Below are 23,056 nucleotides of genomic sequence, written 5' to 3' on the forward strand. Positions count from 1 at the left end.
ACTTGTCCCCGTGCCGACCTCCACCTCCCCGTCCGAGCCGCGACCCGTCGCGGACCTCACCTACGAGCAGGCGCGCGAGGAGCTCGTGACGGTCGTGCAACGCCTCGAGGCCGGGGGCGAGACCCTTGAGGGCTCGCTCGCCCTCTGGGAGCGGGGCGAGGCCCTCGCCACCCGGTGCCAGGAGTGGCTCGACGGCGCCCGCCGCCGCCTCGAGGAGGCTCACGCCGCCACGAGCGGCACGACCGCAGACCCCCGCGCCGCCCGTGGCGGCACGACCCCCGCCGATGCCGACCCCGAGGACGAGGACGCCCGATGACCGAGCCCAGCACCCCCGCCAGCGACGTCCCCACGACGCCCGCTCCGCCGACCGGCCCGGCGGTCACGCCCGAGGGTGACGCGGCGCCCGGGGTCGGCGTCATCGAGCGCGACCCCACTCAGGGCGGCCTCACGCCGCTCGTCGAGGACGTCGTCGAGGTCCACGTCGACGCCTCGGAGCGTCGCGCGCTCGTCATCGGCGAAGCCCTGATCGACGTCGTCAGGCGTGCCGACGGCACGGGCGGCGAGCACGTCGGAGGGAGCCCGGCGAACGTCGCGCTCGGGCTCGGTCGCCTCGGCCGCAAGGTCGACCTGCTGACCTGGTTCGGGCCCGACACCCACGGCGACCTCGTCCGTCGCCACCTCGAGGCCTCCGGGGTCACGATCGTGGCCGGCAGCGACACGGCCGAGCGGACGTCCGTCGCCACGGCGACGCTCGACGCCGACGGCGTCGCCTCCTACGACTTCGACCTCGCATGGCACGTCCCCGAGCGCTGGACCTCGCCCGCCGTGCCCCCGCTCGTCGTCCACACGGGCTCGATCGCAGCCGTGCTGACGCCGGGAGGCCCCGACGTCGCACGAATCCTCGAGGCGCACCGCGAGTCGGCCACCCTCACCTACGACCCGAACCTGCGGCCCTCGCTCATGCCGCCCGCCGCCGAGACCCGGCCCGTCGTCGAGCACCTCGTGGCGTTGTCCGACGTCGTCAAGGTCAGCGACGAGGACCTCGCCTGGCTCGAGCCGGGGACGGACCCGCTCGAGGTCGCCCGGCGCTGGTCCACCGCCGGGCCGGCCGTCGTCATCGTCACCCGCGGAGGGGAGGGCGCGACCGCGTTCACGGCCGAGGGCGGACGGCTCGACGTCGCAGCGCCGCGCGTCGCCGTCGCGGACACCGTGGGTGCAGGCGACTCCTTCATGGGCGGCCTCATCGACGGGCTGTGGTCCGCCCACCTCCTCGGTGCCGACCGGAGGGCCGCGCTGCGCGCCGCGGACGACGTCACCCTGCGCTCGGTCCTCACGCGCTGCACGCAGATCGCCGCCATCACCGTGAGCCGCGCCGGCGCCAACCCGCCCACCGCCGCGGAGCTCGAGGCCTGACCGCTCGGGCGGTCAGCCGGCGTCCGTCGCCGCGCCCGTCTCCTGGCGGTCCAGCTCGTCGAGCGTGAGCAGCACGAGCGACGCCGTCCACGCGAGCGGCGCGACCGCCGACGGGCTGCCGTCCCACAGCACCTTCTCCGGAAGCGCACCACGACTCGTCCGGTGCGCCTCGAGCCAGTCCAGACGCTCGACGGCCTGCTCGACGTCGCCCGACGCCGCCGCCGTGAGGGCGAACACCGCGGTCGTCGGCGTCCACGAGATGCCGTCCTCCTTCCACCCCTCCCCCGGTGCGAGGCCGCCCGCTGGCCTGACCATCGCCGCCGCAGCCGCCGACCACGCGGCCGACACGTCCTCGTCGACCCCGGCACCGGCGTCGTCCCCCTCAACGCCGCCCGCCTCGACGAACGGTGGCATCAGGAAGGCGACCGCGGTGTCCCGGTCACGCCCGCCCAGACGCCTGGGGTAGTCGGGGGCGAAGCGGTCGACGCCCGCCTCGAGACGCGTCACCAGGGGCTCCACCGCGCCGAGGCCGAGATTTTCCGCGACCCCCTCCGCCGCCCGGACGCCGAGCAGCAGCGGTGCGCACGTGCCGAGCGTCGGCACGCTCTCGCGCACCTCCCAGTAGTCCGGGAACACGCCGGGGAGACCGCTCACCGGGTCCGTGTTCGCCTCGATCGCCGCGAGGGACCGCTCGACGAGCGGGCGGAGCTCCTCGAGCGCCTCATCCGTGGCAGTCCCCGAACCGGCGGCGTCGTACCACTGAGCCACGGCCCACAGGACCCAGCCGTTGCCGTCGAGCTGGAGACCGCGCTCGTCGGGGACGGCACCGGTCCCGTCGGGCAGGTACCGCGCCTCGAACACCCCGCCGGACGAGCGTTCGTCCTGCATCCGCTGCAGGTAGGTGAGGATCTCGAACGCGTCGTCGGGGTGCCCCGTACGGGCCAGCGCCACGGCCGTGAACGAGGCGTCACGCGGCCAGACGTATCGCCACGCCGCGCTGGTCCCCGCGATCGCGGCACCGTTGGGCAGGACGAGGGCATCCAGGTCGCGCAGCGCCTGCTCCGCGAGGTCCGCGTACCGGTCGGGGCCCGGGACGTCGCCCTCCTCGAGCCACGCATCCTGCCGGGCACGCTGGACGGCGTCGTCCTGCGCGTCCGGGTCGTCCGGTGGCGTGCCCGGCCGGACGATCTGCGGCATGCCGCCCGCGTCGAGCACCACGCCCTCCGCGTACAGCGGGATCACGGCGTGGGGCCGCCCGACGGGCGCGGAGGCGACCAGGCAGGTCACGACCATGGCGACGCCGACAGCCGCTGCGACGCCTACCCGCGCCCTGGGCCACCGTGCCGACACCCGGCGACTCTAGCCGGGCGCGCGCACGTCTCACGCCGCGTGCTCGCCCGCGCCTGCGCCGTCCCCGTCGCGGCGCTCACGCGCCTGGGCACGCTCGAGGCTCGCGCGACGGTCCGCCTCGTTCTCCTCGTCGATCCGCGCGGCTGCGTCGTCGTCGCGAGTGAGGTTCTCGCCCGTCTCCGGGTCGAAGACCATGAGACGGGCCGGGTCGAACCACAGCTCGGCGCGGTCCCCGTCCCGCACACGGCTCTCGGAGCCGAGGACGACGACGACCTGGCTGCGCATGCCCTCGCCGTCGAGGTCGCGGTCGAGCTCCTCGAGCTTGGTCGCGACGTCGGGGTGCGTGTCGAACGGGATGTACGCGTACAGCTCGGCGCCCAGCCACTCGGTCACGTCGACGTCCGCCGTGAACGTGACACCCGCCTCGACCTTGTCCGGCTCGAGGACCCGGACGTCCTCGACGTGCTCGGGACGCAGGCCCACGATGACCAGCCCTCGGTCGCCGATGCTCGCCCGGAGGCGGTCGTCGAGCGGGACCCGCGCGAACGGCAGCTGCAGGGCGTCGTCCTCGACCACGCCGGGCAGGAAGTTCATGGGCGGTGAGCCGATGAACCCCGCGACGAAGAGGTTCACCGGCTGCTCGTACAGCCCGCGCGGGCTCGCGACCTGCTGGAGCTCTCCCTTGCGCAGCACCGCGACCCGGTCCCCGAGCGTCATCGCCTCCGTCTGGTCGTGCGTCACGTAGACGGTCGTGGTGCCGAGCCGGCGCTGCATGCGCGCGATCTCGGTGCGCATCTGGCCGCGCAGCTTGGCGTCGAGGTTCGACAGCGGCTCGTCGAACAGGAACGCGTCGGCCTCGCGCACGATCGCCCGGCCCATCGCGACGCGCTGGCGCTGGCCACCGGACAGGTTCGCGGGCTTGCGGTCGAGGTGCTCGCGCAGCTCGAGCGTGTCCGCGGCGAGCTCGACCTTGCGCCGGATCTCGTCGTCGCTGAACTGGCCCTTCTGCAGGCGCAGGGGGAACGCGATGTTCTCGAAGACGGTCAGGTGCGGGTAGAGCGCGTAGTTCTGGAACACCATCGCGAGGTTCCGGTCACGCGGCGCCTTGTCGTTGACGCGCCGTCCGCCGATCTCGAGGTCCCCGGACGTGATGTCCTCGAGCCCCACGATCATGCGTAGCAGCGTGGACTTGCCGCACCCCGAGGGGCCTACGAGGATCACGAACTCCCCGTCCGCGATGTCGAGGCTCACGCCCTTGACCGCAGGGAACCCGTCTCCGTACTTCTTGACGATGTCCGTCAGGACGATGGACGCCATGGTTCTCCTCGCGGCTCGGGTGGATCGGCGGGACGGGCGCAGCCGGTCGGGGACGTCCCGGCGCGGCGGACGACGGCGGCTCGGGCCGGCGCGGTCATCCCTTGACCGCGCCCTGCGTGAGGCCCGAGACGATCTGACGCTGGAAGAGCAGCACGAGCACGACGACGGGGACGGTCACGACGACGGCGGCCGCAGAGATCGACCCGGTGGGCTCCTCGAACTGCGACGCGCCCGTGAAGAACGCGAGCGCCGCGGGCACCGGCCGCGCTGCCTCGGTCGAGGTCAACGAGATTCCGTAGACGAAGTCGTTCCACGCGATGAAGAACGCGATGAGCGCCGTGGTGAACACACCTGGAGCCGCGAGCGGGACGATCGCCTTGCGGAACGCCTGCCAGCTCGTCGCACCGTCGACCTGGGCGGCCTGCTCGAGCTCCCAGGGGATCTGCCGGAAGAAGGCCGCGAGCGTCCAGATGGAGATCGGCAGCGTGAGGGACAGGTACGGGATGATCAGCCCGAGCCAGGTGTCGTACAGGCCGATCGAGCGCCACAGGTTGAACAGCGGCGTGACGATGGAGATGACGGGGAAGATCGAGACCCCGAGCGCCGTCGTGAGCACGAGTCGCTTCCCCGGGAAGTCGAGGCGCGCGATCGCGTAGGCGGCGAGCGTCGCGAGCACCACGGCGACCGCCGTCGCGATCAGCGAGATGCCGATGGAGTTGCGCAGCGCGGACAGGAAGAGCTCCTGGGCCCCGCCGACGAGGATCTGCTCGTAGTTCGCCGTCGTCGGGCTCTGCGGCAAGAAGGTGCCCTGGTTGAGCTCGCTCGGGCGCTTGAAGCTCGTCGCGGCGATCGCGGCGACCGGGAAGAGCGCGTACACCAGGACGAGCACCGTGATGACGGCCCACCCGGCCTTCTGACGTCCCGTGAGCGTCGACATCACTTCTCCCCTCGTGCGCCGGCCAGGTCGACCTTGAAGAGCTTGATCGCGACGAAGCAGATGGCGATGACGCACACGAAGAGCAGGACCGAGATCGCGGACCCGAGGCCGATCTCGAGCCGGCCGATGGACGTGCGGTAGGCCAGGAGCGAGAGCACCTCGGTTCCGTTGGCGCCGTTCGTCATGATGAAGACGTTGTCGAAGATGCGGAACGCGTCGAGCGCCCGGAACAGGACCGCGACCATGATCGCGGCCTTCATGTTGGGGATGACGACGCGACGCAGCCGCTGCCACCACGTGGCGCCGTCGACCTCCGCGGCCTCCTCGAGCTCCGTGGGCACCTGCGCCAGGCCCGCCAGGAGCAGGAGCGAGATGAACGGCGTCGTCTTCCAGATCTCCGACGCGATGATGACGACGAGGCTCGTGCCCTGCCCGGCGAACCAGTTGAGGTCCTCGTCGATGCCCGGCACCCAGGAGAACCAGGAGTTCACGAACCCCGAGTTGATGTCGAACGCGTAGAACCACGCGAACGCGGAGACGACGGTGATGATCCCGTACGGCACGAGGATCGCGGTGCGCAGGAGGCCCCGGAGCTGCGTGACCGCCCGGTGCATCACCAGAGCGAGCGCGAAGCCCAGGACGAGCTCGACGAGGACCGTGACGAGCGTGATGAACGCGGTGACACCCAGGTCGGCCCACCACACCCGGTCGCTCAGCACCGTGGCGTAGTTCTCGAGCCCGACGAACTCGCGCTCGTCGGGCGCCGTCAGCCGGAAGCGGAAGAGCGACTCGTAGACGGCCTGGAGGATCGGGTACGCCGTGACCGCGAGCATGACCACGAACGCCGGCCCCGCGAGGTACCAGCCCAGGCGGGCTTCGGCGCGCGCGCGGTCGGAGCGTTCGGCATCCTGCCGGGGTCCGCCGCGAGCGCGGTGGGCACGTTCCTCCTGCGCCGTGCGCCCGGGCTGGCCGGAGGGCTTCCCGGAGCCGGGGGCGCCGACGCCCGCTGGCGTGCTCGCGGCGGTCACAGCAGGCTCTCCCCGCGCAGCACGGCGATGATCAGGTCGGTCGCACGCCCCGGCGACGCGTCCGGGTCGACAGCGGACGGCGGGTGCCAGGTCTCCTGCAGACCCGTGGAGACCTCGTTGTAGTACGGCGTCTGCGGCCGCGGGGCCGCCTGCTCGAGGGACTGGCGGATGACGTCCGCCATCGGGAACGCCTCCTGGACCTCGGGGTCGTCGTAGGCCGCCGAGGCCGCCGGCGGGTTGCCGTCGCTCACGAAGTACTCGGCCTGCTTCGCCGGGTCGACGATGCACTCGGCCGCCTGGTAGGCCAGGTCGACGTCCGGAGAGAACGCGCCGACGCCGATGTTGATGCCGCCGTACGGGGGCCGTGACTCCGAGCCCTCGAGCACCTGCGGGTACAGGGCCCAGCCGATGTCGTCGAGGACCGCCTGGTCGAGCGCACCGTCCTCGACCGCCGCGTTCATCGCGCGCCAGACGAACGGCCAGTTGACCATGAAGGACCCGCGGTCGCCCTGGAACAGGGTGAGCGAGGCGTTCTCGTCCGCCGTCGGCAGCCCGGGGCCACCCAGCCCCTCCGAGCCGATCTCACCGATGATGCGGGCGGCCTCCTGCCCGGCCTCCGACTCGAGCCCCAGCGCGACGTCGTCGGCCTCCGCCTCCGGGTCCTCGATCACGTGCCCGCCCGCCGACTCCACGAGCGCGTTGACCCAGACCGTGAGCGACTCGGCCTTGGTCCCCTGCACGCCGAGGTAGGCGTCCTGGGTGGTGGCCGCCTCGATCAGCTGGTCCCAGGTCACGGGCGCGGACATGTCCAGACCCGCCCCCTCGGCGACCGACGTGCGGAACCACAGCAGCTGGGTGTTCGCCCAGAACGGCAGCGTCACGAGCTCGTCGCGCCACGTCGCCCCCACGAGGGCACCGTCGACGACGCCCTCGCTGACCCGGTCCGCGACGTCCTGCGGGACGGGGGCGAGGAAGCCCGGCTCGGCGAGCTCGGGGATGAAGGGCGGGTCCAGGCTCATGAGGTCGATCGACGCGTCCCGCGCCGCGAGCCTGCGCGCGAGCTGCTCACGCTGGGCGCTCGCGTCCCGCGGCAGCACGGACACCTCGATCTCGTAGGCGCCGTCAGCCTCCTGGGTGCACTCCTCGGCGATGCGCGCCTGACCACCGTCGTCCGGGTTGGTGTACCAGGTCAGCGTGGGCGGCCCGCTCTCGCCGCCGCACGCGCCGACCACACCCGCGCTCGCCAGCACGAGCATCCCCGCGATCCCTCTGCGTCGTCGCAACCGGGTCCCCCGTTCCGTGGTGCTGCCTGCACACAGGGCTACACCCCGTCCGTGAGGGCCGCCACCGGAGCGGTCGTCGAGCGGGCTGCGCGGCACGTCCCGGCACGCACCGGCGGCGCCCCCCGCCCGGCGGTGCTCTCGCTCGCCCGACGGCGCTCTCCCTCGCCCGGCGGCACCCGCGCGCCGGGGTGGCCATCCCGTGGTCGCCGAGGGGCGGACCGGCGCGCGCCGTGCAGGATGGGGCCATGGCGCGCGACATGACACCGGCACAGGCCTGGACCGCACTCCTCGAGGGCAACGCGCGGTTCGTCCGCGGCGAGATGGAGCACCCGTCGCAGGGCGTCGAGCACCGTGCCGACCTCAGCACCGCCCAGAACCCCTTCGCCGTGGTCTTCGGGTGCTCGGACTCGCGGGTCGCCGCCGAGATCATCTTCGACCAGGGCCTCGGGGACCTGTTCGTGGTCCGGACCGCCGGCCACGTCGTGGACACGACCGTCATCGGCTCGATCGAGTTCGGCGTCGACATCCTCGGCACGCCCCTCGTGATCGTGCTCGGGCACGACTCGTGCGGCGCCGTCGGCGCCGCGGCCGAGGCCCTCACGACGGGGCGCATGCCGCGGGGCTTCGTCCGGGCGATCGTCGACCGCGTCATCCCGAGCATCGTCAACATCCCGGACCCGGAGCAGGGGCTCGGCCACCCCGGCGACGCCACGGACGGGGCCGACGTGCACGGGCGCGACGACTCCGGGCACGGGGAGGACGGCGGGGGCCGAACCTCCGGGGCCGACCGACCGCTGCTCGTCCCGACGCCCGCGACCCTGGGCCGCGAGCACGTGCGCCACACGGTCCGCATGCTCCAGAGCTACTCGGCCGGGCTGAGCGCCGCCGTCCAGGAGGGCCGCTGCGCCGTCGTCGGGCTCGAGTACGCGCTGGCCGACGGCCAGGTGCGCCTCGTGGAGGCCTCCGGCCGCATCGAGGCCTGAGCAGGCGGGCGGCAGGGCCGCCCGGGACCTGTGACCCTGGACACACCCGGTGCTCGCCGTCGTGCGTGCGATGCCAGGATGGGCGGCATGACGGACGACGACGCCCAGACCATGAACGCCAGCGGCACCGCGACCCCGGGAGCCCCCGCCGGGTTCCGGATCGAGCACGACACGATGGGCGACGTCCTCGTCCCGGTCGATGCCCTGTACCGCGCGCAGACGCAGCGCGCCGTGGAGAACTTCCCCATCTCGGGCACCCGCCTCGAACGCAGCCACATCGAGGCGCTCGCACGCATCAAGAAGGCCGCGGCCCTCGCGAACGCCGAGCTCGGCGTGCTCCCCGACGACGTCGCGCGGGCCATCGTGGCCGCCGCGGACGAGGTCGCCGCAGGGAGGCACGACGAGCACTTCCCTGTCGACGTGTTCCAGACCGGGTCGGGGACCTCGTCGAACATGAACACCAACGAGGTCGTCGCGACGCTCGCGACCCGCCACCTCGGTCGCGACGTCCACCCCAACGACCACGTGAACGCGTCCCAGTCCTCGAACGACGTGTTCCCGACGTCCGTGCACGTCGCGGCGACGGCCGGCGTCGTGCACGACCTGGTGCCCGCCCTCGAGCACCTCGCCGGGGCCCTCGAGGCCAAGGCCGGCGAGTTCGCGGGTGTCGTGAAGTCGGGGCGCACCCACCTCATGGACGCGACGCCCGTGACGCTCGGCCAGGAGTTCGGCGGCTACGCCGCGGCCGTCCGCTACGGCGTCGAGCGCCTCCACGCCGCCCTGCCGCGCGCGGCCGAGGTACCGCTCGGCGGCACAGCGGTCGGCACCGGCATCAACACGCCCGGCGGGTTCCCGCAGCGCGTCATCGCCCTGCTCCGCGAGGACACGGGACTGCCCCTGACCGAGGCGCGCGACCACTTCGAGGCGCAGAGCGCGCGCGACGGCCTCGTCGAGCTCTCCGGTGCGTTGCGCACCATCGCCGTCTCGCTCACCAAGATCTGCAACGACCTGCGCTGGATGGGGTCCGGTCCCAACACGGGCCTCGGCGAGATCTTCCTGCCCGACCTCCAGCCCGGCTCCTCGATCATGCCGGGCAAGGTCAACCCCGTGATCCCCGAGGCCGTGCTCATGGTCGCCGCGCGCGTGGTCGGCAACGACGCGACCGTCGCGTGGGCGGGCGCGAGCGGCTCCTTCGAGCTCAACGTGCAGATCCCCGTCATCGCCCAGGGCGTGCTCGAGTCCCTGCGCCTGCTCGCCAACGCGGCGCGTGTCCTCGCGGACCGCACGGTCGTCGGCATCACGGCCAACGTCGACCGCGCACGCGCCTACGCCGAGTCGTCGCCCTCGATCGTCACACCCCTGAACCGGGTCATCGGCTACGAGGCCGCCGCGAAGGTCGCCAAGCACGCCGTCGCCCGCGGCATCACCGTCCGCGAGGCAGTCGTCGACCTCGGGTTCGTGGAGCGTGGCGAGGTCACCGAGGCCCAGCTCGACGAGGCCCTCGACGTGCTCGCGATGACGCGGCCGCCCGTCGCCTGAGCACGGCGCGTCAGGCCGCCCCGGCCGGTGCCCCGCCCCGCCGGGTGCGAGTCACCGGCCGACGAGCGTGAACTCCGCGACGCCGTCGGACAGCTCGGACGCGACACCCGTGAGGGTCGAGACGGCGTCCCGCACGTCGGCCGAGCCTGCGCGTGCGGCCGACGCCGCCTGGGCGACCTCGGAGATGCTGCCGGCGATGTCGGTCGAGCTCCCCGCGGCGACCACGAGGTTGCGCTCGACCTCCGACGTCGTCGCGGCCTGCTGCTCGACGATCGCGGCGACCGACGACTGGTGCTCGTCGACGGTGGAGATCGACTCGGCGATGCGCTCGACGGCCTCGTGCACGTCCGCCGCGTCCTGCGTGACGGCCGCGAGGACGGGCGCGATCGTTCCGATGGCGGCCGACGTCTGCTGGGCGAGGTCCTTGACCTCGTCGGCCACGACGGCGAACCCACGGCCGGCCTCGCCGGCGCGCGCGGCCTCGATCGTCGCGTTGAGCGCCAGCATGTGGGTCTGCCCCGCGATCGAGGTGACGGTCTTGAGGATCGCCGCGATGTGCGACGAGGACTCGCCGAGCCGGGTCGCGGCCTCGGCTGCCTCACGCGTGACGCGGACGGCCTCGGACGCCTGGACCGTCGCGGCCTGGACGTCGTGCGACACCGACGAGATCGACGTGCGCATCTCCGTCATCGCGGCGGTCACGGCGCCGACCTCCGTGCTCACGACGGTTGCGCTGTGCGCTGCCTGGTCCGCGCGGTCCGACGCCTCCCCCGAGACCTTCTCGAGCGTGCTGCTCGACCCGTCGAGACGGTCGGCGGTCAGGCGCACGGCGTCCGCACCGGACTGCATGCGCTCGAGCGCGCCCCGCATCCCCGTGATCGCCTCGCCCACGGCGTCGCCCATGACGCCGATCTCGTCGCGGCCCTCACCGCGCACGTCCTGGGAGAGGTCGCGCGCGGCCACGCGGTGCAGCGCCTGGGTCAGCCGCGACACGCGTCCCACCACGCGCCCCGAGACGACGACCACGACGAGCGCCGCGGCCGCCGCGACGAGCAGGCCCGCGACGACGAGCGTGCGCACGAGGCTCGTCGTGCCCGCGGCGAGGCGGGCAGGAGCGGCCTGCAGCTCGCTGTCGACACCCCAGGCCGTGATCGTCCAGCCCCACGGCGCGTAGCGCGTCGCGTGCACCGACATCGAGCCGGTGGCCAGCTCGACGCTCCGCTCGGCGACCTCACCGTCCGCGAGCCCGGCCGTGGCGTCGAGCAGGGGCTGGACGTAGGGCTCGCCGTCGGCGTCGACCGCCTCGAGCGCGTCGCCCTCGGCCGCTCCCGGCGGCGGCACGACCCAGGCGCCCGACGCCGACGTCACGGTCACGTAGCCCGTCTCACCGACCACGACCTCCGCGAGCGCCTCGCGCAGCGGGGCGTCGACGGTGGTCTGCGGCGTGCCGACGAAGATCGCGCCGACGACGGCCCCGTCGACCATGATCGGCGCGTACGCCGTCACGTACGTCTGCCCCACGACCTGGGCCGTCCCGTAGAAGGTCTCCCCGGCGAGCAGAGCCTCGACGACCGCGTTCGGCGCACCGTCAGCCCCCTGCGCCGGGATGTAGGTGCCGATCGCGCGCCCGCCGTCCGTCGTCGGGACGCTCGTGGCGACGCGCAGCATGTCGCCCGCCTCGTTCATGCGCTGGAACACGGTGCTCGCCGAGCCGAGCATGGCCGTGACGTCGTCGACGACGGGGCTCGGGGTCGCGGCGTCGGCGTTCTGCCCGAGCCACGTGCCACCCGCGAGCACCTGCGGGAGCGTGACGGACTGGGTCTGCGACGTCACCTGGTTCGTCGCCTGCCACGTCACTGGCGACCCGAAGCTCACGGCGCCCGCGCGCTCGAGCACGCCCTGGGCGACCCGGAGCTCGGACGCCATGCGGTCGGTGACCGTGGCAACCTGGGTGCTGACGAGCGAGTGCGCCTGCGCGACGGTCTCGTTCATCGACGCCTCGTTCAGGGCCGTCACGTCCTGGCCCGTCGCGTCGGCGAGCCGGGAGGTCTGCAGGCCGCCGAGACCCGTGAGCAGCGCTGCGCTCACGACGACGGCGCCCGCACCCATCGTGACGAGCTGGGCTCGAAGGCTGGTCCGCAGGGAAGGCATCGGGGCTCCTCGTTCGCGGTGGCGGTCCACCGGTTTCCCCTGCGCCCCACCCATCGGTCGCCCACCCGCCGCGGTGAGTGATCACATGATCGACCGCGGCTGTTTCACCCTCCGGGCCTGCGGCTACGCCTCGATGCCCTCGAGCAGCTCGGTGACGAGCGCGGCGACGGGCGACCGCTCGGACCGCGTGAGCGTCACGTGCGCGAAGAGGGGGTGGCCCTTGAGCGCCTCGATGACGGCGGCGACGCCGTCGTGCCTGCCGACCCTCAGGTTGTCCCGCTGGGCCACGTCGTGCGTGAGGACGACGCGAGAGCTCTGGCCGATGCGTGACAGGACCGTGAGGAGCACGTTGCGCTCGAGGGACTGTGCCTCGTCGACGATCACGAAGGCGTCGTGCAGGGAGCGTCCACGGATGTGGGTCAGGGGCAGCACCTCGAGCATGCCCCGGTCCATGACCTCCTCGACGACCTCCTGCGAGACGAGCGCGCCGAGCGTGTCGAAGACCGCCTGGGCCCAGGGGTTCATCTTCTCGGCCTCGGACCCCGGGAGGTAGCCGAGGTCCTGGCCGCCGACCGCGTAGAGCGGCCGGAACACCATGACCTTGCGGTGCTGGCGCCGCTCCAGCACGGCCTCGAGGCCCGCGCACAGGGCGAGCGCCGACTTCCCCGTGCCGGCACGCCCACCGAGGGAGAGGATGCCGATCTCCTCGTCGAGCAGGAGGTCGATCGCGATGCGCTGCTCGGCGCTGCGTCCGTGGACCCCGAACACGTCCTGGTCCCCCCGCACGAGCCGGAGCTGCTTGTCCGCCGTGACGCGCGCGAGGGCGGACCCGCGCGGCGAGTGCACGACGACGCCGGTGTGGCACAGCAGCGGACCGGTGTCCTGGCCCGTGAGGTCGACGTCCGCGAGCTCGAGGCGCTCGGTCTCCCAGAACCGGGCCATCTGCTCGTCGGCGAGCTGCACCTCGGTCATCCCGGTCCACCCCGAGTCGACCGCGAGCTCCGCGCGGTACTCCTCGGCGTGCAGCCCGACGGCTGAGGCCTTGACGCGCATCGGCAGGTCTTTCGAGACGAGCGTGACGCGCTGGCCCTCGTCGGCGAGGTTCTTCGCGACGGCGAGGATGCGCGTGTCGTTGTCACCGAGCCGGAACCCGGCCGGCAGCACCGTGGGGTCCACGTGGTTGAGCTCGACCCGAAGGGTCCCGCCCGCCTCGCCGACGGGCACGGGCTCGTCGAGCCGCCCGTGAGTGACCCGCAGGTCGTCGAGCATGCGCAGCGCGCTGCGCGCGAAGTAGCCGAGCTCTGCGTGGTGACGCTTGGCCTCGAGCTCGGTGATGACCACCACGGGGAGCACCACCTGGTGCTCGGCGAAGCGCAGGATCGCCCGCGGGTCCGACAGGAGGACGGAGGTGTCGAGCACGTAGGTCTGGGTCACGGGGGACTCCCTCCGGCGCCTGCGCGCCGAGCGTGCCGCGCGACGCCGGCCGACGACCGGCGCCCCGCTGGGTGGGCCCGGTCGACCGCCACGAGGGCCTGTCGCGGGCCCTCCTCCCGGAGCTGGTGCTCCATGGGCTGGCCTCCCGAGGGACGACGGACGCCGTCCGTTATCGCGGGACGCTACGCCGGGCCTCCGACACGACCGTCACGACACGCGCGACACCCGCTCCCATGTCACACGATGTTCACCTGACGGCCGTCGGGCGCCGCTCAGCGCCCGGCCGCGGGCCCTCAGCGCCCGAGGCGGCGCTCGCGCGCGGCGTAGGACCGCAGGGCACGCAGGAAGTCGACGCGGCGGAACGCCGGCCAGTAGGCCTCGCAGAAGTAGAACTCGGAGTGCGCGCTCTGCCACAGCAGGAACCCGCCGAGGCGCTGCTCGCCCGACGTGCGGATCACGAGCTCGGGGTCGGGCTGCCCCTTCGTGTACAGGTGCTCGGCGATGTGGTCGACGTCGAACGTGTCCGCGAGCTCCTCGAGCGACGTGCCGTTCCCCGCGTGCTCCCGCAGGATCGACCGGACCGCGTCGGCGATCTCACGCCGCCCGCCGTAGCCGACCGCGACGTTGACGTGCAGGCCCTCGATGCCGGAGGTGCGCTCCTGCGCGTCGCTCAGCGCCGACGCGGCGGCCGGGGGCAGCAGCTCGAGCGCGCCCATGACCTGCAGGCGCCAGCGGCCCGACGCGGCGAGGTCCCCCACCGTGTCCGTGATGATGCCGAGCAGCTCGGCGAGCTCGGCGGGCTCGCGCGCAAGGTTGTCGGTCGAGAGCATCCAGAGCGTCACGACCTCGACGCCGATCTCCTCGGACCACCCGAGGAGGTCCGCGATCTTGTCCGCCCCGCGTCGGTGGCCCGTCGAGGGCGTCTCGCCGAGGCTCCGCGCCCAGCGCCGGTTGCCGTCGAGGATGACGCCGATGTGCCGGGGGATCGCCTCCCGCGGCAACGATGCCGCGAGCCGCCGCTCGTACAGCCCGTAGAGCGGATGCGGCAGGTGCATGCGGTGTCCTCGGGGGTCATTCTCGGGGCGGGCGGCCGGGCACGACGCCGTGCGCACCCGGGGTCGCCCGCGGGCGTAGCGTCGGTGTCAGTCGGTGTCACGGTACAGCCACACCGACCCGCCACGGTCGCGTGACGTGGCGGTGGCGCGACCTACGCTGAGGTAACCTACGGGTGCGTAGGTTCTGCGCAGCACATGCTGAGGAAGGGACACCATGGCCGCGGAGCTCGTCGACGCCGTCAAGCCGCGCCTGCGTGGCTGGATCCACGCCGGGACGGCGCCGATCGCCCTCGTCGGCGCGATCGTGCTCGTCGTCCTCGCCCCCACGACCGAGGCCAAGGTCACGACGGGCGTCTTCGGCCTGAGCGCGATCCTGCTGTTCGGCACGAGCGCCGTGTACCACCGCGGCACGTGGTCCCCCAAGGTCGCCGGCGTCCTGCGCCGGCTCGACCACACCAACATCTTCCTCATCATCGCGGGTACCTCGACCCCGCTGTCGGTGCTGCTCCTCGACTCGCCCCTCGACCGGACGCTGCTCGTGGTCGTCTGGTCCGGCGCGCTGCTCGGCACCCTCGCCCGGATCTTCTGGCTCGGCGCACCACGCTGGCTCTACGTGCCCGTCTACGTCGCGCTCGGCTGGGTCTCGGTGTGGTTCATGCCGGACTTCTGGGTCACGCCCAACGGTCCCGCGATCGTCTGGTGGGTCGCCGTCGGCGGCCTCGCCTACACCGTCGGCGCCGTCGTCTACGGCACCAAGCGGCCCAACCCCAGCCCGCGCTGGTTCGGCTTCCACGAGATCTTCCACGTGCTCACGGTCGTCGGCTTCCTGTGCCACTACGTCGCCGTGAGCCTCGCCACCTACTCGAGCGGCGCCGCAGGCTGACGTCTCACGACCTGCCGCGCCCGGCCCGCGCCCTACGGCGCCAGGTCGAGCGGGCCGAGCAGCGGGCCGAGCACGAGCACCACGGCCCCCACGACGCTCCCGACGACCGCGACGAGCACCGCGTCCGCGCGTGACGTCGACGCGGGGCGCCACACGGTGCGCTCGTGTCGCGGCAGGGCCCCGAGCGCGCGGCTCTCCAACGAGACGGCCACACGTTCCGCACGGCGCACGCTCGACGCCAGGAGCGCGAAGGCGGCCCGCCCGAACGCCGCCGCAGACCCACCGGTCCGGCGCCCCGGTGGCTCACGCACCGCGTGCGCGCGACGCGTCGACGCCCAGTCGTCCGGAAGGTCCTCGAGGAGGCGGTGCGCCGCGAGGAGAGCCGCAGCGGTCCGCACGGGGAGCCGCCCGACCACGAGCAACGACCCGAGCAGCCGCACCGGGTCGGCGACCGTGAGGAACGCCGTCGCGCACACACCCGTCACGAGCGTGCGGACGGCCAGCGCGACGCCCGTCCGCAGGCCCAGGTCCGTGACCTCGAGCGGCCCGACGACGGCGACGACGTCACCCCCGCGCGTCACGGCGTTGACCACCACGAGGCTCATGGCGAACCACGCGAAGGGCAGCTGCGCGAGCACCAGCCGTCGCCACGTGACGCCCGCCGCGCACCGAGCGCCCACGAGCCCGAGGAGCCAGAGGGCGACCAGCGGCAGCGGGTCGAACACCCGGACCAGGACGAGCGGCGTCGCCACCACGACGCCCAGGAGCACTGTGGGGTCGCACCGGGCGAGCCACGGGACCTGGACGGCGGTCGGCCGCGCCGGCACCGTCCGGAGCGCCGTGGCCCCCGTCACCACGCCCCGCCTCGCACCGCGGCGACGGGCTCGTGCGGGGGCGGCCCGTCCGCCGGGACGAGCAGCCCCGCCGCGCCCAGCAGCGCCCGGTCGTCGAGCAGCTCGGGCCCACCGCACGCGATGCTCGCGCCCCGTCCCAGCACAAGGACCTGGTCGGCGAGGCACCGGGCGAGGCGCAGGTCGTGGGTCGCAAGGACGACCGCCGTCCCGCCCGCGGCAAGCTCGGCCACCAGAGCCAGGACCGCACCGGTCTGCTCCGGGTCGAGCCCGAACGTCGGCTCGTCGAGCAGCAGGACGGGACGCTCGAGCACACCCATCGCGACGACCGACAGGCGCCGCTGCTCGCCGCCCGAGAGGCGGAACGGGTCGGCGTCCGCGAGCGCCCGCAGGCCCACCCGCGCCAGCGCGTCCTCGACGGCCGCCGCGACACGCGCGTCCGGCCGACGCAGCCCACGAGCGCGCACGAGGCCGTAGGCCACCTCCCCGGCGACCGTCCGGGCGAGGAGCTGGTGCTCGGGTCGCTGGAACACCAGGCCGACCTCGCCCGGCCCCGGGAGCGCGGTCCCCGACGGGGCGCGTCCTCCCCGCCGGGGACGCCTGCCCCCTCGACCCTGGGGCCCGGGCAGCCCCGCGAGCGCGGGCAGCAGCCCTGCGAGCCCGAGCAGCAGCGTCGACTTGCCGCACCCGTTGGTGCCCACGACAGCCGTGACCTGACCCTCACGCAGGTCGAGGTCCACGCCGCTCACGGCCGGGACGACGCCGTACCCGTACGCGGCCCCGCGCACCCGACGCACCACGTCGCCGACCGTCGAGCGGCGGGTGGGTGCCCACGGGCGCCGACCAGCGACGCCGCCCGCACCCTGCGCGACGTGACGGGTGGTCCCGTCACCGGTGGGAGCGTCCGACGCGACGCGGCCGCCGGTGATGACGACGGTCCGCTCGGGCGTCCAGCTCATCTCGGCGAGGCGGTGCTCCACGAGCACCGTCGTCCGTGCGGGCCCGGGGCCATCGACCTCGCGCCCCGTCACCCGCCCCAGCAGGTCGAGCACCGCCGCCGCCGCGACCGGGTCGAGCATCGACGTCGGCTCGTCGAGGACCAGGAGGCGCGGCTCACCCACGAGGACCGCGGCGAGCGCGACCCTCTGCTGCTCTCCGCCGCTGAGCGTCGACGTCCGCCTGCCGACGAGGTGGGCGGCGCCGACGTCGGCCAGGGCGCGCGCGACCCGCGGGCCGATCTCCGCGCGGGCGACTCCCCGGTTCTCCAGCGGGAAGGCGACCTCGGCGTCGACGTACGGCAGGCACGTCCCCGACGCGGGGTCCTGCCCGAGCCAGCCCACGTCGAGCGCGAGGCGAGCCACGGGGACGCGTGCGGGGTCCTGGCCGAGCACGCGCAGGCGGCCGCCGACGGTGGCGTCGACGGACTGCGGCACCACGCCGGTGAGCGCGTGCAGGAGCGTCGACTTGCCGCCGCCCGACGGGCCCGCGACCAGCACGCGCTCCCCCGGCTCGAGGTCCAGGTCGACGCCTGCGAGCCCGGCGTCGGGTCGGCGCGCGTACCAGACCGTGAGGCCCGCGCAGGTCACCGCGGGGGTCACGGGGATCCTGGACGCACGTCGTCACGCCCGGCGGTGATCGCGTCGCCGTCGGGCACCGCGTCGCCGTCGGGCACCGCGTCGCCGTCGGGCACCGCGTCGCCGTCGGGCACCGCGACGCCGTCGGGCACCGCGTCGCCGTCGGGCACCGCGTCGCCGTCGGGCACCGTGACATCGCCCGCCCGGCCGGCGGCGGCACGGCCCGCGGCGAAGTTGTCGAGCACACCGGCGCGCAGCAGACCCTCCGCGAGCACCTTGGCCAGCGCACCTGTCAGGACGAGGCCGCTGACGAGCTGGAGCACGGCGCGCAGCGCGAGCAGGTCCTGGGTCCACCAGTCCTGCGTCGTCCCGGCCCACACGAAGCTCGCGGTGACGGCGCCGACGCCCGAGGCGAGGAAGGTCGGCCACCCGAACCGGCGGTACCGGGTCAGGGCGAACGCGACCTCGGCCCCACCGCCCTGGACGAGCCCCGCGATCAGGAGGGTGGGGCCGGCCGGCGACCCGAGGAACGCGAACTCCACGAACGCCGCCCCGATCTCCGCAGCGATCCCCGCGCCAGGCCGGCGGACCACGAACACCGCGAGGGGCGCCACCGTGATCCAGCCGCCCATGAGCGCGTTCTGCGCGAGGTCGCCGAGCGGGCCCATCGCGACCTGGAGGCCGCCCCACGCCTGCACGAGGGCCCAGTAGAGGAACCCGAAGACCGCGGCCAGCACCGCGATCACGACGAGGTCGCGCAGCGCCCACGGGATGCGGCGGCCGCTCATCGCTCGCCCTCCGCGCGCGTGGCGTCCCCCGCCTCGGCGGACCGGCCGGGCGGCTGCCCCGCACCCGGCTCGCGCTGTGTGCTCGGCTCACGCCGTGCGCTCGGGCTGCCCACGCTGACCGTCGCGTGGGCAGCGACGTGCGCGACCGAGCGGCCGACAGTCGTCCAGGTGTCCACGAGTGTCGCCAGGACCGCGGCGAGGTCACCCTCGAGGCGCGTCGCGAAGTTCTCCGCGCCCGCCCAGGTCCCGGCGGCGCGCGCCCGACCGATGGCCTCCTCGATCGGCCCCATCGCGTCGACGGTCCCCAGCGGGTACAGCGCCCAGTGCGCCGCCGCGGCCAGGCCGGTGGGCGGCAGGTCGACGGGTGCGACGTGGGCCAGCTCGCCCGTCGGCAGCGTGCACCCGACCTCGCCCGGGCAGCCCCGCGACAGGGCGACCGTCGCGACGACGTGCCCCGTGGGCGTGGCCGCCGCAGCGTGCGCGACGACGGTCGTGAGGTACTCCGCGATGTCCTGCTCGCTGCCGCGCAGGAGCGTCGACACGTCGTCGGTGCGGACGGCCACGGCGGGCACCGCGGCGTGCCCCGCCGCGAGCGCGCCCACGATCACGTCGACGAAGGCGTCCGTCGCGGGGTGGAGCGTGAAGCGGGCGCCGACCCCCATGCGGGTGTGGTCCGCCGTCGCCTCCTGGGCGGCGGCCGGGGCCGGCTCGCTGCTCGGGTCCGGACCAGTGATCGGGTCGCGCTGGGTGATCGGCTCGCGCTGGGTGATCGGCTCGCGCTGGGTGATCGGGTCGCGCTGGGTGGTCGGCTCGCGCTGGGCGTGGTCGATGGTCACGGTCGCCTCCTGAGGGTGCACGGACCCCCGGACAGCACGGCACCGCAGTGCCTCGCCCAGCTCCCTACGCCGGTACGGACCGGATCAGGTTCCACGGGTCAGTGGCTCGACCTCTCGGTCCGACCACACTCTCAGCGCGTCCGCGCTCCCCGGGGGCTTGTCGGGGTCGAACCTACGCCCCCCGGTCGCCGTGTCAAGCGACCGTCCGCGGCCTGGCGTGGTGGCCGTTCAGTCCTGCGGCACGCGCGGCGGCAGGGGCACGACGCCGTAGCGCCGGTTCGCGAGGGACGGGCTCCGCTCTCGCGTGGCGACCACGCGCGCGGGGTCCAGCTCCGCGACGACCACGGCCTGCTCGCCGCCACCTGCAACGCCGGGCCCTGCGGAGATCACGACGCCGTCGGGGTCGACGACCGTGGGGTCGCCGGTGACGCCGGGGCCCGTCTGGACGGATCCCAGCACGTAGGCGGTGCTCTCGATCGCACGGGCACGCAGCAGGGTGCCCCAGTGCTCGGCCTTGTGCTCGCCCGCCGCCCACGCCGCCGGCACGGCGAGCACCGTCGCGCCGGAGTCGACGAGCCTGCGCGCCGACTCGGGGAACCGCAGGTCGTAGCACGTCATGACGCCCACACGCAGGGCCGCGACGTCGACGACCACGGGCGCGGCGTCCGCGGGGCCGGGCTCGAGGCGGTCGGACTCGCGGTGCCCGAACGCGTCGTACAGGTGGACCTTGCGGTACGCGGCGACGAGGCCCGTCGGGGCGACGACGACGACGACGTTCGCGGCCCGCCCGTCCGCCTCCCCCGGTGTGAGCGTCCCGGCGATCACGTGCACGCCGGTCCGTGCCGCCGCCGCCTCGAGGGCCCGCACGAACGGGCCGTCCAGCGGCTCGGCGTGCTCCCGGCCGACGCCATGGGGGTCGAACGCGGCCGCGTACTCCGGGAGCACGAGCAGTCCGGCGCCGTCGGCCGCGGCGTGCTCGACGAGGTCGACCGCTGCCGCGGCGTTGGCCGCGCGGTCGGTGCCCGTGCGCATGCCTGCGACGTGCACACGCAGGGTCATGGGCGCGGTGCTCCCGGCGCGTCCGGGTCCGCGCCCGGCGCCGCGGCGTCGTCCGCGGGCGCGGTCACGGGCTCCCCCGCGGCCTCGACGCGTGCGCGGTGGTCGAGCCGGCGCAGCTTCGACGTCATCGACCGGAACAGCGGGATGCACGCGAGCACCACGAGGAAGATCACGAGGAAGCCCGGGACGCCGGGGCTCACGTCGCCCGGATCGACGCCCTCGCGCAGCTCGGGCTCGTCCGAGGCGACGACGACCGACGCGGTCCAGCCCGCGGCGTCGAGGCCGGACCCCAGGGCCGACGTCACCGGTCGTCCTCGGGGTGGATGCCCGCGAAGAGGTCGTCCTCGGGCAGGTGCGTCGGCACGCGCGACTCGGCGAGCTCGTACTCCTCGACGGGCCAGACGTCGACCTCGAGGTCGCGCGGCACCTGGAAGAAGAACCCGTCGGGGTCGATCTGCGTCGCGTGCGCGACGAGGGCCGCGTCGCGTGCCGGGAAGTAGTCGGCGCACGCGATCCGGGTCGTGACCTGCCGCTGGGGGACCTCGCGCATCGCGCGCGAGTCGATCCAGTCGCCGAACGGCGACTCGAGGCCAGCGGCCACGACGGCGTCGTGCACGGTGCGGATGCGCTCGAGCGAGAAGTCGTGGTTGTAGTAGAGCTTCGTGGGCGCCCAGGGCTCCCCGAGGCCGCGGTAGCGCTCCGGGTCGCCCGCGGCGTGGTAGGCCTCGAACGCGACCCGGTGGGCCATGATGTGGTCGGGGTGCGGGTACCCGCCGCTCGGGTCGTACGCCGTCATCACGTGCGGCCGGAACTCCCGGACGAGCCGGACGAGCGGCGCGGCGGCCTCCTCGAGCGGGACGAGCGCGAAGCAGCCCTCGGGCAGGGGCGGGAGCGGGTCGCCCTCGGGAAGCCCCGAGTCGACGAAGCCGAGCCAGTGCTGACGCACCCCCAGGGCCTCGGCGGCCGCCGCCATCTCGGCACGGCGCACCTGAGCCATCTCCTCCGGCGTGCCGTGGAGCCCCGAGTACCGCGGGTTGAGGATGTCGCCCCGCTCGCCGCCGGTGCAGGTGACCACGAGCACGTCGACGCCCTCGGCGGCGTACCGCGCGGTCGTGGCCGCGCCCTTGCTCGACTCGTCGTCCGGGTGGGCGTGCACCGCCATGAGCCGCAGACCCTGCCGTGAACTGCTCGTGCCTCGTCCGGTGTCCGCCACCGACAGCCTCCTCGTCGCCGAGATGCGCACCCGAGACGGGCGCACCAGGGACAATGGTCTCGCACGCCGGCCCCCGCACGCACCCGGCGCGCAGCCCGGTACCCACCCAGCAGGACCCGACCGGACCAGGAGAGGTCATGACAGCGCCGCAGCCCCTGCACCCGCCGGCCGGTCGGTACGGCCGGGAGGCGACCCCGCGCGCCCGGCGTCGCGGGGTGGTCGCGCTGTGGCTGCTCGGGCTCGCGGGCCTCGGCGCGGCCCTGTGGATCGGCCTGGGTGTCGCCGGCAGCCCTGTGACGTGGGACGACGTGGGCTTCTCGCTCGAGGACGATCGCGTGGAGGTCGTCTTCGACGTGCACCGGACCGACCCGTCGGTGACGGTCAGGTGCCGGGTCGAGGCACTCAGCCAGCAGTACGCGCAGGTGGGCGTCGTCACCGTGGACGTCGCCCCGTCGCAGGAGCGCACCCGCCGCCTCACCGTGGAGGTCGCGACGGCCGAGCCCGCCGTGACCGGCGTCGTGGAGAGCTGCTGGGTCCCCTGAACGGACGCGAGCCCACGGGCCTGCGGCGCGGGACCTTGCTATGGTTGTCGTTTCCACGCCATCACGTGCCGTGCTCCCGGTAGCCACAGCGGTTCCCGGACGTCACAGCACGGCCGCGCGGCAGTGCAGCGCAGGGTCGCGCCGGGTCTCGTGCCCTCGTGGCGTGGAACCCCCGAGCGACGCGCCTCCCCCACCGGGTCGCGCACGGCCCGAGCACGACAGCACGCCGCAGGACGAAGACCGACCACGCACGACGAGAGCTCGGAAGGAGCGACCGTGACCGACACGACGACTGTCACCTGGCTGACCCAGGAGGCGCACGACCGTCTCAGCGCCGAGCTGCAGCAGCTGAGCACGACGGGCCGCACGGAGATCGCGCAGAAGATCGACGCCGCGCGCCAGGAGGGTGACCTCAAGGAGAACGGCGGCTACCACGCGGCCCGCGAGGAGCAGGCCAAGCAGGAGGCGCGCATCCGCCAGCTCCAGCAGATCCTGCGCACCGCCGTCGTGGGCGAGGCCCCGCCGGACGACGGCGTCGTCGAGCCCGGCATGGTCGTCACGGCGAGCGTCGCCGGGGAGCGCATGACGTTCCTCGTCGGTTCGCGTGAGGTCGCCGAGGGCACCGGCCTGGACGTGTACAGCGACAAGTCCCCGCTGGGTGCCGCGATCGTGGGCCGCTCACGCGGCGAGAAGACCTCGTACACGGCCCCGAACGGCCACGAGATCGCCGTCGAGATCCACGAGGCCAAGCCCTTCCAGCCGTGATCCCCTGACGGGTCGCCCGTGCCACGGGCGGCCCGTCAGGCTGGTCCCGTCGCCG

At 74.1% G+C, this 23,056-nt stretch carries 22 protein-coding genes and 1 riboswitch; of the genes, 7 read left to right on the forward strand and 15 right to left on the reverse strand.

Annotation, left to right across the window (positions count from 1 at the left end):
• The first annotated feature begins 10 nt into the window (after window positions 1–10).
• Window positions 11–316: an exodeoxyribonuclease VII small subunit gene (locus FZ988_RS01820; RefSeq protein WP_149202280.1), complete on the forward strand. Its 306-nt coding sequence runs from the start codon at window positions 11–13 to the stop codon at window positions 314–316.
• Window positions 313–1,413, forward strand: a complete 1,101-nt coding sequence (locus tag FZ988_RS01825) for a carbohydrate kinase family protein (RefSeq protein WP_149202281.1) — start codon at window positions 313–315, stop codon at window positions 1,411–1,413. Before FZ988_RS01820 ends, FZ988_RS01825 begins: the two co-directional genes overlap by 4 nt.
• Before the next feature lie 12 nt (window positions 1,414–1,425).
• On the opposite strand, the gene FZ988_RS01830 is transcribed toward FZ988_RS01825, so the two are convergent.
• The 5 genes from FZ988_RS01830 to FZ988_RS01850 all read right to left on the reverse strand — a co-directional run bounded on the left by FZ988_RS01830 (window position 1,426) and on the right by FZ988_RS01850 (window position 7,301).
• Window positions 1,426–2,763: a glycoside hydrolase family 15 protein gene (locus FZ988_RS01830; protein WP_149202282.1), complete on the reverse strand. Its 1,338-nt coding sequence runs from the start codon at window positions 2,761–2,763 to the stop codon at window positions 1,426–1,428.
• 30 nt (window positions 2,764–2,793) lie between these two features.
• Window positions 2,794–4,080 carry an ABC transporter ATP-binding protein gene (locus FZ988_RS01835; protein ID WP_149202283.1) on the reverse strand — a complete coding sequence of 429 codons (1,287 nt, stop codon included), beginning with the start codon at window positions 4,078–4,080 and terminating at the stop codon, window positions 2,794–2,796.
• A gap of 94 nt (window positions 4,081–4,174) precedes the next feature.
• Window positions 4,175–5,017 (reverse strand): carbohydrate ABC transporter permease, encoded by an 843-nt coding sequence (locus FZ988_RS01840; RefSeq protein ID WP_149202284.1) that lies wholly within the window; start codon window positions 5,015–5,017, stop codon window positions 4,175–4,177.
• Complete coding sequence (locus FZ988_RS01845; protein ID WP_149202285.1) at window positions 5,017–6,045, reverse strand: carbohydrate ABC transporter permease; 1,029 nt, start codon at window positions 6,043–6,045, stop codon at window positions 5,017–5,019. Before FZ988_RS01845 ends, FZ988_RS01840 begins: the two co-directional genes overlap by 1 nt.
• Window positions 6,042–7,301, reverse strand: coding sequence for an extracellular solute-binding protein (locus FZ988_RS01850; RefSeq protein WP_149202286.1), 1,260 nt, complete (start codon window positions 7,299–7,301; stop codon window positions 6,042–6,044). The genes FZ988_RS01845 and FZ988_RS01850 overlap by 4 nt, the downstream gene beginning before the upstream one ends.
• Before the next feature lie 272 nt (window positions 7,302–7,573).
• Here FZ988_RS01850 and FZ988_RS01855 point away from each other — a divergent pair, with 272 nt between their 5' ends.
• Both FZ988_RS01855 and FZ988_RS01860 read left to right on the forward strand, forming a co-directional pair.
• A complete protein-coding gene (locus FZ988_RS01855) occupies window positions 7,574–8,311 on the forward strand; it encodes a carbonic anhydrase (protein ID WP_149202287.1) in 738 nt (245 codons plus the stop codon).
• A 111-nt stretch (window positions 8,312–8,422) separates the two neighbouring features.
• Complete coding sequence (locus FZ988_RS01860) at window positions 8,423–9,850, forward strand: class II fumarate hydratase (protein ID WP_149202532.1); 1,428 nt, start codon at window positions 8,423–8,425, stop codon at window positions 9,848–9,850.
• A 51-nt stretch (window positions 9,851–9,901) separates the two neighbouring features.
• Here FZ988_RS01860 and FZ988_RS01865 read toward each other — a convergent pair whose 3' ends face one another.
• From FZ988_RS01865 to FZ988_RS01875, 3 genes are all read right to left on the reverse strand, one after another.
• The gene (locus FZ988_RS01865) at window positions 9,902–12,001 is read right to left on the reverse strand and encodes a methyl-accepting chemotaxis protein (protein WP_188078935.1); all 2,100 of its coding nucleotides are present in this window, start codon (window positions 11,999–12,001) and stop codon (window positions 9,902–9,904) included.
• 123 nt (window positions 12,002–12,124) lie between these two features.
• Window positions 12,125–13,435, reverse strand: a complete 1,311-nt coding sequence (gene phoH2, locus FZ988_RS01870) for an RNA 5'-3' helicase PhoH2 (RefSeq protein WP_149202289.1) — start codon at window positions 13,433–13,435, stop codon at window positions 12,125–12,127.
• A gap of 293 nt (window positions 13,436–13,728) precedes the next feature.
• The gene (locus tag FZ988_RS01875; RefSeq protein WP_149202290.1) at window positions 13,729–14,490 is read right to left on the reverse strand and encodes an isoprenyl transferase; all 762 of its coding nucleotides are present in this window, start codon (window positions 14,488–14,490) and stop codon (window positions 13,729–13,731) included.
• A 214-nt stretch (window positions 14,491–14,704) separates the two neighbouring features.
• Here FZ988_RS01875 and trhA point away from each other — a divergent pair, with 214 nt between their 5' ends.
• Window positions 14,705–15,373, forward strand: a complete 669-nt coding sequence (gene trhA / locus FZ988_RS01880) for a PAQR family membrane homeostasis protein TrhA (protein WP_149202291.1) — start codon at window positions 14,705–14,707, stop codon at window positions 15,371–15,373.
• Between the two features lie 32 nt (window positions 15,374–15,405).
• Here the strand turns inward: trhA and FZ988_RS01885 are convergent, their stop codons facing one another.
• From FZ988_RS01885 to mca, 7 genes are all read right to left on the reverse strand, one after another.
• Window positions 15,406–16,227, reverse strand: a complete 822-nt coding sequence (locus tag FZ988_RS01885) for an energy-coupling factor transporter transmembrane component T family protein (protein WP_188078936.1) — start codon at window positions 16,225–16,227, stop codon at window positions 15,406–15,408.
• Window positions 16,224–17,822: an ABC transporter ATP-binding protein gene (locus FZ988_RS01890; RefSeq protein ID WP_149202293.1), complete on the reverse strand. Its 1,599-nt coding sequence runs from the start codon at window positions 17,820–17,822 to the stop codon at window positions 16,224–16,226. Before FZ988_RS01890 ends, FZ988_RS01885 begins: the two co-directional genes overlap by 4 nt.
• Window positions 17,819–18,586: an ECF transporter S component gene (locus tag FZ988_RS01895; RefSeq protein WP_149202294.1), complete on the reverse strand. Its 768-nt coding sequence runs from the start codon at window positions 18,584–18,586 to the stop codon at window positions 17,819–17,821. The genes FZ988_RS01890 and FZ988_RS01895 overlap by 4 nt, the downstream gene beginning before the upstream one ends.
• Window positions 18,583–19,422, reverse strand: coding sequence for a Ykof family thiamine-binding protein (locus FZ988_RS01900; protein WP_246169087.1), 840 nt, complete (start codon window positions 19,420–19,422; stop codon window positions 18,583–18,585). Before FZ988_RS01900 ends, FZ988_RS01895 begins: the two co-directional genes overlap by 4 nt.
• A gap of 42 nt (window positions 19,423–19,464) precedes the next feature.
• Window positions 19,465–19,584: riboswitch (TPP riboswitch) on the reverse strand.
• A 66-nt stretch (window positions 19,585–19,650) separates the two neighbouring features.
• Window positions 19,651–20,481, reverse strand: a complete 831-nt coding sequence (locus FZ988_RS01905; protein WP_149202295.1) for a nitrilase-related carbon-nitrogen hydrolase — start codon at window positions 20,479–20,481, stop codon at window positions 19,651–19,653.
• The gene (locus FZ988_RS01910) at window positions 20,478–20,786 is read right to left on the reverse strand and encodes a hypothetical protein (RefSeq protein WP_149202296.1); all 309 of its coding nucleotides are present in this window, start codon (window positions 20,784–20,786) and stop codon (window positions 20,478–20,480) included. Before FZ988_RS01910 ends, FZ988_RS01905 begins: the two co-directional genes overlap by 4 nt.
• The gene (gene mca, locus FZ988_RS01915) at window positions 20,783–21,643 is read right to left on the reverse strand and encodes a mycothiol conjugate amidase Mca (protein ID WP_149202534.1); all 861 of its coding nucleotides are present in this window, start codon (window positions 21,641–21,643) and stop codon (window positions 20,783–20,785) included. The genes FZ988_RS01910 and mca overlap by 4 nt, the downstream gene beginning before the upstream one ends.
• Before the next feature lie 188 nt (window positions 21,644–21,831).
• On the opposite strand from mca, the gene FZ988_RS01920 reads away from it, so the two are divergent.
• A complete protein-coding gene (locus tag FZ988_RS01920) occupies window positions 21,832–22,236 on the forward strand; it encodes a DUF4307 domain-containing protein (RefSeq protein ID WP_149202297.1) in 405 nt (134 codons plus the stop codon).
• A 276-nt stretch (window positions 22,237–22,512) separates the two neighbouring features.
• Window positions 22,513–23,001, forward strand: coding sequence for a transcription elongation factor GreA (gene greA, locus FZ988_RS01925; protein WP_149202298.1), 489 nt, complete (start codon window positions 22,513–22,515; stop codon window positions 22,999–23,001).
• Window positions 23,002–23,056 lie beyond the last annotated feature (55 nt).

Source organism: Actinotalea subterranea (genome assembly GCF_008364845.1).
GTDB lineage: Bacteria > Actinomycetota > Actinomycetes > Actinomycetales > Cellulomonadaceae > Actinotalea > Actinotalea subterranea.

Excerpts from the sequence above, each read along its gene's own strand:
- FZ988_RS01865 (WP_188078935.1), bottom strand. The coding sequence starts at position 12,001 with ATGCCTTCCCTGCGGACCAGCCTTCGAGCCCAGCTCGTCACGATGGGT.
- FZ988_RS01860 (WP_149202532.1), top strand. The coding sequence starts at position 8,423 with ATGAACGCCAGCGGCACCGCGACCCCGGGAGCCCCCGCCGGGTTCCGG.
- FZ988_RS01855 (WP_149202287.1), top strand. The coding sequence starts at position 7,574 with ATGGCGCGCGACATGACACCGGCACAGGCCTGGACCGCACTCCTCGAG.
- FZ988_RS01875 (WP_149202290.1), bottom strand. The coding sequence starts at position 14,490 with ATGCACCTGCCGCATCCGCTCTACGGGCTGTACGAGCGGCGGCTCGCG.
- FZ988_RS01840 (WP_149202284.1), bottom strand. The coding sequence starts at position 5,017 with ATGTCGACGCTCACGGGACGTCAGAAGGCCGGGTGGGCCGTCATCACG.
- FZ988_RS01905 (WP_149202295.1), bottom strand. The coding sequence starts at position 20,481 with ATGACCCTGCGTGTGCACGTCGCAGGCATGCGCACGGGCACCGACCGC.
- FZ988_RS01850 (WP_149202286.1), bottom strand. The coding sequence starts at position 7,301 with ATGCTCGTGCTGGCGAGCGCGGGTGTGGTCGGCGCGTGCGGCGGCGAG.
- FZ988_RS01835 (WP_149202283.1), bottom strand. The coding sequence starts at position 4,080 with ATGGCGTCCATCGTCCTGACGGACATCGTCAAGAAGTACGGAGACGGG.
- FZ988_RS01825 (WP_149202281.1), top strand. The coding sequence starts at position 313 with ATGACCGAGCCCAGCACCCCCGCCAGCGACGTCCCCACGACGCCCGCT.
- mca (WP_149202534.1), bottom strand. The coding sequence starts at position 21,643 with ATGGCGGTGCACGCCCACCCGGACGACGAGTCGAGCAAGGGCGCGGCC.
- FZ988_RS01895 (WP_149202294.1), bottom strand. The coding sequence starts at position 18,586 with ATGAGCGGCCGCCGCATCCCGTGGGCGCTGCGCGACCTCGTCGTGATC.
- FZ988_RS01920 (WP_149202297.1), top strand. The coding sequence starts at position 21,832 with ATGACAGCGCCGCAGCCCCTGCACCCGCCGGCCGGTCGGTACGGCCGG.
- trhA (WP_149202291.1), top strand. The coding sequence starts at position 14,705 with ATGGCCGCGGAGCTCGTCGACGCCGTCAAGCCGCGCCTGCGTGGCTGG.